9 protein-coding genes are annotated in these 9,660 nt (G+C 58.1%); 8 read left to right on the forward strand and 1 reads right to left on the reverse strand.

All coding sequences use genetic code 11. From position 1 onward, the window contains the following. Positions 1 to 728: ATP-binding protein (locus tag P8Z34_16740; protein ID MEJ2552320.1), on the forward strand; the 728-nt coding region annotated here is incomplete at its 5' end. A gap of 75 nt (positions 729 to 803) precedes the next feature. On the opposite strand, the gene P8Z34_16745 is transcribed toward P8Z34_16740, so the two are convergent. Next, positions 804 to 1,970, reverse strand: a complete 1,167-nt coding sequence (locus P8Z34_16745; GenBank protein ID MEJ2552321.1) for a hypothetical protein — start codon at positions 1,968 to 1,970, stop codon at positions 804 to 806. A 550-nt stretch (positions 1,971 to 2,520) separates the two neighbouring features. On the opposite strand from P8Z34_16745, the gene P8Z34_16750 reads away from it, so the two are divergent. From P8Z34_16750 to P8Z34_16780, 7 genes are all read left to right on the forward strand, one after another. Then, complete coding sequence (locus P8Z34_16750; protein MEJ2552322.1) at positions 2,521 to 3,615, forward strand: hypothetical protein; 1,095 nt, start codon at positions 2,521 to 2,523, stop codon at positions 3,613 to 3,615. 74 nt (positions 3,616 to 3,689) lie between these two features. Beyond that, positions 3,690 to 4,244 carry a hypoxanthine phosphoribosyltransferase gene (hpt, locus tag P8Z34_16755; protein MEJ2552323.1) on the forward strand — a complete coding sequence of 185 codons (555 nt, stop codon included), beginning with the start codon at positions 3,690 to 3,692 and terminating at the stop codon, positions 4,242 to 4,244. 65 nt (positions 4,245 to 4,309) lie between these two features. Continuing rightward, a complete protein-coding gene (locus tag P8Z34_16760) occupies positions 4,310 to 4,894 on the forward strand; it encodes a SagB/ThcOx family dehydrogenase (GenBank protein ID MEJ2552324.1) in 585 nt (194 codons plus the stop codon). A 311-nt stretch (positions 4,895 to 5,205) separates the two neighbouring features. Then, entirely contained in the window at positions 5,206 to 5,991 is a 786-nt protein-coding gene (locus P8Z34_16765) for a class D sortase (GenBank protein ID MEJ2552325.1), read from the forward strand. A 67-nt stretch (positions 5,992 to 6,058) separates the two neighbouring features. Continuing rightward, complete coding sequence (locus P8Z34_16770; protein MEJ2552326.1) at positions 6,059 to 6,280, forward strand: hypothetical protein; 222 nt, start codon at positions 6,059 to 6,061, stop codon at positions 6,278 to 6,280. Positions 6,281 to 6,312: 32 nt separating this feature from the next. Then, positions 6,313 to 8,187 (forward strand): cache domain-containing protein, encoded by a 1,875-nt coding sequence (locus P8Z34_16775; protein ID MEJ2552327.1) that lies wholly within the window; start codon positions 6,313 to 6,315, stop codon positions 8,185 to 8,187. A gap of 122 nt (positions 8,188 to 8,309) precedes the next feature. Then, on the forward strand, positions 8,310 to 9,311 hold the full coding sequence (locus tag P8Z34_16780; protein MEJ2552328.1) for a PT domain-containing protein: 1,002 nt from the start codon (positions 8,310 to 8,312) through the stop codon (positions 9,309 to 9,311). Positions 9,312 to 9,660: the final 349 nt, after the last annotated feature.

Genomic DNA, 9,660 nt, shown 5'->3' on the forward strand with positions numbered 1-9,660 from the left:
TCCACGTACGCCCGTTCCGTGCGCCGCATCACACCATCTCCAACGCCGGTTTGGTGGGCGGTGGCAACTGGCCGCGGCCGGGGGAGATCTCGCTCGCCCATCGCGGCGTGCTCTTCCTGGACGAGCTGCCCGAGTTCGGCATGCGCGTCCTCGAAGTGCTGCGCCAGCCGATGGAGGACAAGGTGGTGACCATCAGCCGGGCGCGCGGCTCGTCTTCCTTCCCGGCCAACTTCATGCTCGTGGGGGCGATGAACCCCTGTCCCTGCGGCTACTACGGCGACGTGCAGCGGGAATGCACTTGCTCCAGCGCCACGGTCACGCGCTACCAGAAGCGCATCTCGGGTCCGCTGCTGGACCGCATCGACATCCACGTCGAGGTGCCGCGGGTGGATTTCGACAAACTGACCGACGACCGCACGGGCGAACCCTCCGAAATCGTGCGCGCCCGCGTGGAGTCCGCCCGGGCTGTCCAGCGCCGGCGCTTTCGCGGAACGGAAATCACCTGCAACGCCGACATGGGCCCGGGCGACGTGCTGCGTTTCTGCGAATTGGACGATCCCGGCCGCCTGCTCGTGCGCCAGGCGATGCAGCAGATGCAGCTCTCGGCGCGGGCCTATCACCGCGTGCTCAAGCTGGCACGCTCGATCGCCGATCTGGAAGGCGCGGCGGACATCCGGACCTCGCACCTGGCCGAGGGGCTGCAGTACCGGCCGCGGGAAGGGGATTGAGGAAATTTGTGATTAATAAAGATGCAGAGTCGAATCGACTGAGGAATATGGCCACAGATTCCATCAGCAATGGAGTCAATCTTGTGAACCCCACCATTCTTCCCACGCATCGGCATCAATATCAAATTCCTGGCCTGTGATTTCCGTCAAGGTGCTGGCGACACTTTGCGCGTAGTTCTCGTCTACGTTCATACTCAAATACAATCGTAACTTCTCGATCAGGGCTGGCACTGCATCAATTGCTTCTGGCCCCAGGTCGTAGAGTGCGCGCTCAGCTTCGATGCTTTTGCAGCTAAGTGGGAGTAGAGCTTCTGTCAAGATGGGAATGATGTCTGCAGCGAATTCTTTCTCTTCGTTGGCGAGATCGCCCAATGCGAGCGCGGCAGCGGCGCCGGCGTTGTACCAGCACTGGGTCGTCGCATGGTCGTTTTCAACTGCGGGTATGAGAATGGCGACCATGTCACTCGTTTCTATACCCGCGGCTCTCGCTTCCGGGCTGATCGTGATCCAGGCAGTCTCCAAGCGCACTTCCACATCCGAATCCACAATTCCCGCCAGCAAGGCTGGCTTACCCCAGATCTGGAGCATGTTTCTGACCAATCCCTCAGAGATGATTTCGTAGAACGGAGCGCCGCTGGGCTCTTTGGCGCACCCGGCATATAAAAAGTAAGGTGTGCCGGTGGATACCGAAAAGGGATCGGGATTCAAGGTGGGACACCCTTCGGCAGAGAAGCTCATTTGAACTGTTGCTGTAGCGCCAGAATAACACTTGCCTGCACTTCCATAATCTGAGCTTTTTGACCTGGATGTGAACTCGATGGTCAGCGTGGCATCACATGCTTCGCCGGGCTTTACAGCCTGGAGGCCCATCCTGCCCAGCAAGCGGGAGGCAGTATCATCGACTGCCTGAATGGAGAAACCTTCCTTCACGTCAGTGTAGATTTGAACGATGTCCAGACACACCGTTGATACGCTGGCTGATTCCCAGCCGTCTACCAGAACGGCAGGGGGGATTGGGGTGTTGGTGGGAATAGTGGTGAAGGTTACCGTCGCGGAATCTGCAGCGTTGGGTATGTCTGTCCCATTCGCGACATTGGCGGCCTGGTCGGCGATCTGCGTTGTGGAAGGTGCGCAGGCACTCATCACGATAACAACCAATATTATCACCGGTAGGTGAAGCATGTTGATTTGTACCCTGGCATTTTTATTTGCTTTTACTGTAATCATGATTTCTTTATTCATTGTAGACTTTCCTCACTCTATAGATTTAAGACGCCGTTGAAGCTTTATTCTTTGTAATGCTCTAACAATCGTTAACCCAAGTGGGATTTGGATTGGACCTATCGTGGTTCTTTATATCTGACCAACTATTATATCTATCCCGCTTCCGTAGTGAGAAATAACCATAACACGCGTCGTATTTCGTTCGAAAACCAATTTCACCGTTAACTCTACACGTTTTCCCCGTCCACGATCTAATAAGTTCCACATCAGACATAGTCTATAACTGCGATCGGCATGGCAGAAGTTACGGTGGTAGTGATTTGATTCAGTACGAAGGTACTCCGAATTATTGAGGTCAGTATCGTGATGAATATCGCCTTGCGTCTTTATTCAGGTGAGAATGCATTCTCGGACTTGAAAAGTATGGTGTTGGGAAAAAACTCATTCGGCTCGATCAAGCAGCTCAGGTGCAAAGTCAGGCGGATTACGGGGTAAATCACTTTCCGATTTGCATTCCGTGATGCATGGCAATACAATCGAGTCAACTCGATGGCGATGGGAGATACAAATGCAAGTATTGACAGGGCGAATCAATCTACCATGTTTAACGCTGGAGTCACTCCTGGTAACCCTGATCCTTGTCGGCATCACCGGCTGCGCCGAATCGACCCCCGAGCCAACACAGGTAACACCAGCCGCCATCGCTACGCCAACCAACCGGCCGACCGTCACCCTGTCCTACGAAGAGGTCCCGGTCATCACCGATCCGACTGTCGACACCAACCCGCTGGATATGTTCGTGGAAACGGAAGCGCCGCTGGGCGGCGGCGGGCGGATCGTCTTCTCCTCGGAGCGCGAGGAGAAATATTCCTACGACCTGTACAGCATGCTCCCTGATGGAACGGACGTCAGGCGCCTCACGGATACGAGTGAGGAATCGGAGTATTCCCCCAACTGGTCGCCGGACGGCGAGCGCATCGTATTCCGCTCCTTCTCGCCCGCCCGCACGGACTTCCTCTACGTCATGAACAGCGACGGCAGCGACAGGCAGCACATCCTGACCGCCAATCGCTTCGCCGGCGATCCGGATTGGAAGGGAGCCGGGATCGTGTACTTCGAGGGGCGCTGCACGATCGACGACTGCTGGTCCGACGTGGAGAAGATGACCACCGAGATTTACGTCATCCAGCCGGATGGCAGCGGGCGCACGGCGCTCACATTCAGTTCCAGGTGGATGCGAGGACCATCGTGGTCACCGGATTTTGAGAAGATCGTGTTTTCATCCGGCAGTCCATACACGCTTCAGGTCATGAAAGCCGACGGCAGCGGACAGGAAGGCCTCATCGCACTGCCGGGCGATGCGATCGATCCCGCCTGGTCGCCGGACGGCGAGTGGATCGTCTTCGCCACCAACCGGCACGTGAAATTCGATATCTACATGGTCCGGCCGGACGGCACGGATCTGACCCGTCTCACGGACGATCCGCACAACGACGAGCAGCCAGCCTGGTCGCCGGATTCGAAGTTCATCGTTTTCTCATCGGAAAGGGACTCGGAAAAGGACGGGGAATCCGAGATCTACATACTGGAAATCGCCAGCGGCGCGCTGACGCGGCTGACGGACAGCCCGCTCAACGATGCGATGGCGGACTGGGCGCCCTAGCCAATCGGCGGGGCATCGTTGGCCGGATTTCGGTGTAAGCAGGAGTAGGATTATTCTGTTTCGAAGGATCCGATATGCGTGAACTGCATCCCGATATCGCCCGCGTGATCATTTCCGAGGACGAGATTCAAGCGCGTGTGGCGCAGATCGCCGCGCAGCTCGAGGAAGATTACGCCCACGCCGACGAAATCTACATGGTCGGCATACTCAAGGGCGCCTTCATCTTCCTCGCCGACCTGGCGCGCTGCCTGCACAAGCGCCACGTCGTCGATTTCATGGCCGTTTCGAGCTACGGCATGACGGCCACAACGACCGGCGCGGTGCGTATCCTGATGGATCTGCGCGAGCCCATCCAAAACCGCCACGTGTTGATCGTCGAGGACATCCTCGACTCGGGCAACACGCTCGCTTACCTCTATCACACCCTGCAGGAACGCCGGCCGGCGTCGTTGAAGACCTGCGTGCTGTGTAAGAAGCAACGGGAACACGCCGACGTGCCGATCGATTATCTGGGCTTCGAGATTCCAGACGTGTGGGTAGTGGGCTACGGCCTGGATTTCGCCGAAACGCACCGCACGCTGCCCTACATCGGGGAACTCAAGCCCGAGATCTACCAGAACGTGGAATGATGTTTGCACACTACACCCATTTCGAATTGCACGAAACCGAATTTCGATAACGGAACTCGCAGGTGATGCCGTCCATCGATCTGCCCGAACCGGAACGACAGGGAGCGCTTTCGCTCGAGGAGGCGCTCGCCGTACGCCGTTCCGTGCGCGAATTTACTTCCCAGCCGTTGAGCGCGCAGCAAATCTCGCAGCTTCTCTGGGCGGCGCAGGGACAAACGCATGGCAGCGGCCTGCGGACGGCGCCTTCCGCCGGCGCGCTGTATGCGCTCGAAGTCTATTTGATCGATTCACGGGGGGTTTTCCACTACCATCCTGAGGGACATACCTTGTCGGCGCACGTCGCCGGCGACGTGCGAAAAGACGTGTGCCAGATGGCGCTCGGACAGGAATCGATCCTGCAGGCGCCGTGCACGATCGTGCTGGCGGCCGTGTTCGAGCGCACCGCCATCCGCTACGGCCCGGAACGCACGCCGCGCTACGTCCACATGGAAGCGGGCCACGCGGCGCAGAACGTCCTGCTTCAGGCCGCAGCCCTGGGGCTGTGCGCCGTCCCCATCGGCGCTTTCGAAGACGAAGGGCTGCGTGCGCTTCTCGCTTTGCCCCTGGATCACGAGCCGCTTTACCTCATTCCCGTGGGGTATCCGGGTTGACGGCGCTTCGCGGTTGATTTTCCAGAGATCATCCTTTAGCGTACTTTAAAAGAAATCGATCAGGTCCGATCTTTCTTGTGGCAAATTGTATTGCTGGAATACAGAAATAATCAAAATACATTGTCTGTGCTTGTTTCCCCGATTACGCATCGGAGTATAATCACGAGGGCCGTGTGGCATCGTTCGTGCATCGTGGCGTGCCACACGCATGAATACATTGGGGTACTCCATGGCCAGGGACCGTAGACCGGCGGAAGATTTAACCATCGCAGAACTCGAAGCGCTGCTGGCGCGGAAGAGGCGCGAGTCGCGTGAGGCGCGCCTGCATCAGTTCCGGCGCAGCGGGCGGGCGATGCGGGTTCGACCCGCACCGCAAGAGATCCAAACACGATAAGGAAAGCAGGGGCGGTGCGCGCAAGATCTTCAACCGCTTTCTGCTGGTGATCGAAATCCTTGCCGTTTTGGGTCTGGCGTTCGTGCTGTTCAGCGGCGTCGATGCGCTGCAGGAACTCAACCGGGAATCGGCTGCGATGTTGGAGGGAAATCCGACGCCCACGGCGTTGATCTCGGCGGTCGTCTTGCCCTCCGGCCACACCCCGCCGACTTCGCCCGGCGGTTCGCAGCCGAACGAGGCGGAAATTCCCGAGAGCATGCGCAGATTGCTTCAATCCATGCCCTCGGTGGAGGTACCTACGCCTGGTCCGGAGCAGGCGCGTAACATCTTCATTCCCGCCCTCTGGAACGCGCCGGCGCCCGTCGTCCAGGGAGACGGCTGGGAACAGTTGAAGCGCGGCGTCGGGCAGCACATCGGCAGCGCCAATCCGGGTGAAAACGGGAACGTCGTCCTTTCGGCGCACAACGACATATTCGGCCAACTGTTCCGCGACCTGGATCAACTCAAGCCCGGAGATGAAATCCTGATCAACACGGCTTCGCGCCAGTACACCTACCGGGTAACCGGCATAAGCATCGTCGAGCCGACGGACGTGAGCGTCATGGAGTCCACCCCTCGTCCGACGGTCACGTTGGTTTCCTGCTATCCATACCTGGTGGACAATCAGCGCATCGTGGTGACCGCAGAACTGTCCGACGGATAGAATCTCGAACTGAGATCCCACAAATCGGGTAGAATGGCTGTCATTCCATTCTTCGAGGAGGCACATCTTGAGCAGCAAGAAAAGTAAGAAGCGGGCACGCAAACCCAATCTGCCGCAAGAGGCGTATCTTGCGGCGAAGGAAAATGAGGCCGCGTCCCGCGGTCCGGAGAGCAAACAAATTGGTTTCAATCCGGATTATTCCTACGTGATCAAGGATCTGAAACGCATCGCCGTGTTGGCCGGCTTTTTCATCTGCCTGTTGGTTTTCTTGTCCTTTTACCTGCGCTAGCCGATTCCATTTGCTGAAAGCTGCGAGGGTACATGCGAAGCAGCGACGATAAACTGCGGGTACGATTCAGCCTGCGTTGGAAAATTACGCTCCCATTCATGTTTCTGGCACTGATGCTGGCAATGGGAGCGATCGTCATCGTTAACCGGCTGTCCGTTGAATCGGAACAGCTGCAGTTCCTGCGTCAACTGCTCGACAGCGGCCAGCAAGCGACGGACGAAGTAGTGCGCATCGAAGAGCGCTTGTTGGAAGTCGAGCGCGCCGTCGCCAACACCGAAGGCGTGGTCCCGGCGGTCGCCCTGGGCGACGCGGAAGAATTGCGCCAGAAAATTCTGGGGCTGATCATCAACTCGCGCGTCGACGTCGCCGTGATCCTCGAGCGCGACGGCACCAGTCTGCTGACCTCCCGCCGCACAGGCGCAGAAATCCCCGAAATTTTGCGCGGGGAAGGCTTTTACAGCGATTGGCGCTTCGTGCGCCAGGTGCTGCAGTTGGATTCCGGCAGCAGCGCCGTCGTGGACGAAGTCGGTGAGAAGCAGGTTGGTCTGGAGAGCATACGCCTGGGTGACGATGAGGTGCAGGTGCTGTTCATCGCCGCGCCGCTGCTCAACGAATCCGGCACCATACTGGGCGCGGTGCTGACCGGCGCGTATCTGGATAACGTCGTCGAGCAGTTGAGCCAGAGCGCACGCACTGCGATCACTTTCTACGATGCTCGAACCGGCGAACTGCTCGGCACGACGTTCGAAGACAGCTCGACGTGGGATCCTGTGGGTCTGGCGTTATCCCCGGAATTGATCGAGATCGCCCGGGACGTTAACCGGGACGAAGACCCTTACCGCACCATCAAAGTCGCTGGAAAAACCTACGGGGAGATCATCACGCCCTTCACGGTCCGGCAGGGAACGGTGGAATTGGGGATGTTGGGTGTGGCCTTGTACGGCGCCGAGGATCCCGATCTGGCCTATGAAACCTATCAGAAACGGATTACGTCCATCATCGTCGTCGCCGCGCTGGCGCTGGTTCTCGTGGTGTCGGTCGGGCTGTATCTGTCCCACACGATCACGCGGCCGCTGATCGACATCGCCGAAGCCTCGGCGCAAGTTGCGGCCGGGGATCTGACGACACAGGTCGCAGCCCGCAGTGGCGACGAGGTCGGCCTGCTGGGGAAAGCGTTCAACCGTATGGTCGAAGACCTGCGCGAGGGCGCCGTGTATCGCAGCCTGCTCAGCCGAACGATGAGTCCCGAGATGCGTGAGGAACTGCGCAAGACCATGCAGAAAGGGGAGTCGTTCCATCAAGGCCAGGTTGGGCGCGGCACCGTGCTGTACGCGGAAATCCGCGGGATCGCCTTCGAGGAAAGCGAGAAGGATCCCACCGGATTGATGCGGGCCTTGAACGAATATTACGCCTCACTGTCCGAGATCGTGCACCAACACGGCGGCGTCGTGCATGCTTTCGACGGGAGGTCGCTGACCGCCATTTTCGGCATACTGCCGCGCAATTTACCGCCGCAGGTCAGTGCACTTCAGGCGATCCACGCCGGCTTTGAGATGCTATCCGCGGTGCGCGCAATCCAGATCACGGCCGACATGGACAGCCCGCCGACGTGGGACATCGGAGTCGGTTTGTCGACGGGTACGGTCCTTTCGGGAGGCCTGGTGACGGAAGATCAAATGCATTACACGGTCATCGGGGACGCGCTGCAGATCGCAGAAGCGATCCAACGCATCACGCGCGCTTCGGCAAGCACGCGATTGGTCATCGACCAGCAGACCTACCGCTACTTGAGGAGTGTCCGCTCGCAGTTCGAGTTCGGCCGGGAAGGGCAGGTCCAGGTCGAGGAACTGGGCAAAGAAGTAAAGGTATACGAGGTTTCGGATCGCAGCAGCCGCTTGCTCGAATGACGGCCGCTTCTGGCTTTTGGTTCGTTGGGGAATTCGATCTCATTGGTAGGACTTCGGTCATATAGCCAGATTTCGTCCGAAGGCCGTATGCTAAGGGATAACCAGATCAAGGGGATGATATTATGGGACGACGTTGGTTCATGTCCGCGGCAATCGTATTTTCCACGCTGCTGGTCGTGTGGGGCGCTGCAGCGTTCTTTCTGACCACGGCTTCGGCGGAAAGTCTGCCGATGTCCATGCGCCTGGACTCCTTTTTGGGCGCGGATTACAGCGCGGAGGCGGGCGTATCCATTCTGGGACCGTTCCGGCTATCTATTCTTGGGGATACGCTGCGGGATGAGGGTAAATCTTCGGAAGAAGCCTCCGATCAATCGGAGTTGATCAAACTGGCCCTGGAATCACCCATCCCTACGGCCACGGCGCTCAATTTCCAGGGAGACGATCCCTACACGGCGACCCCTTCGAAGTCTCCGGAACCGACCAAGACGGACGAGCCGACCAAAACGCCGAAACCGACCAGCACGCCCAAACCGACGAAAACCGCCACCGAAAAACCGACCTCGAAACCCGCCGACAGCGATACCAAGGCGCCGATCATCTACGACTATGAAGAACGCCATCCGGCTGGTGGAGAATTGGAATCCTGCAATGCGGTCATCCGCGTCTATGGTTTGAAAGTCGTCGACCCGGCGTATTCGAAGGGACTCGAGTGGGTGCGGCTCAAGTATCAGAATCCGGTCAACGGAGAATGGATCTACGGCTCGCCGCTTTACCCCTCTGCCCCGGATGGGTGGGATTTGGGTGAACAATGGGTCGGTTTCTATGATTTGACCATCGAAGTGCACATCAGCCCATCGTGCGGGGAAGCGTTTGCCGGAGTCGCAGGCTTTTCGGATGCCACGGGTTCGACCTGCTCCACCAGCTTTACTGTCAAGGCTTGGGCCAAGGACAAGGCGGGTCACGAGGGCATCGAGACGATCGCCACCTACGAGGTGCCGGAGTCGTGCGTATACGAACCAGAGCCAACGGCGACGCAGGAGCCGACGGCCGAGCCAACGGCTGAACCGACCGACGAACCCACGGACGAACCGACGGACGAGCCGACGGACGAGCCGGTCGATTAATCCTCGCTCGTTTTGAGCGAAGTCGATAAGAGAGGGGCTGTCTGAAAGAACGGAAGACAGCCCTTTTACTTTTCTGTCATTTGAATATTACGGAAGCCGAGAAGGTAATTCTCTAGAGATCACGGATCATAAATTGGGAGTGATCTCCTGTATTTGGAGACCAGGGCGGATCTGAAAATCACAAGCAGAGAAAGTATCCTTTTCGATAGGGGGGATTTCATGCCACAAGTTCCTGATCGACACAATCGCAGATCGATCCGGCCGAAAAAATATGACTACGCCCAACCGGGTGCGTACTTCTTTACCACCTGTACACAAACTCGCACCGGTTTATTCGGTGAAATTGTTG

This window comes from Anaerolineales bacterium (genome assembly GCA_037382465.1).
GTDB lineage: Bacteria > Chloroflexota > Anaerolineae > Anaerolineales > E44-bin32 > WVZH01.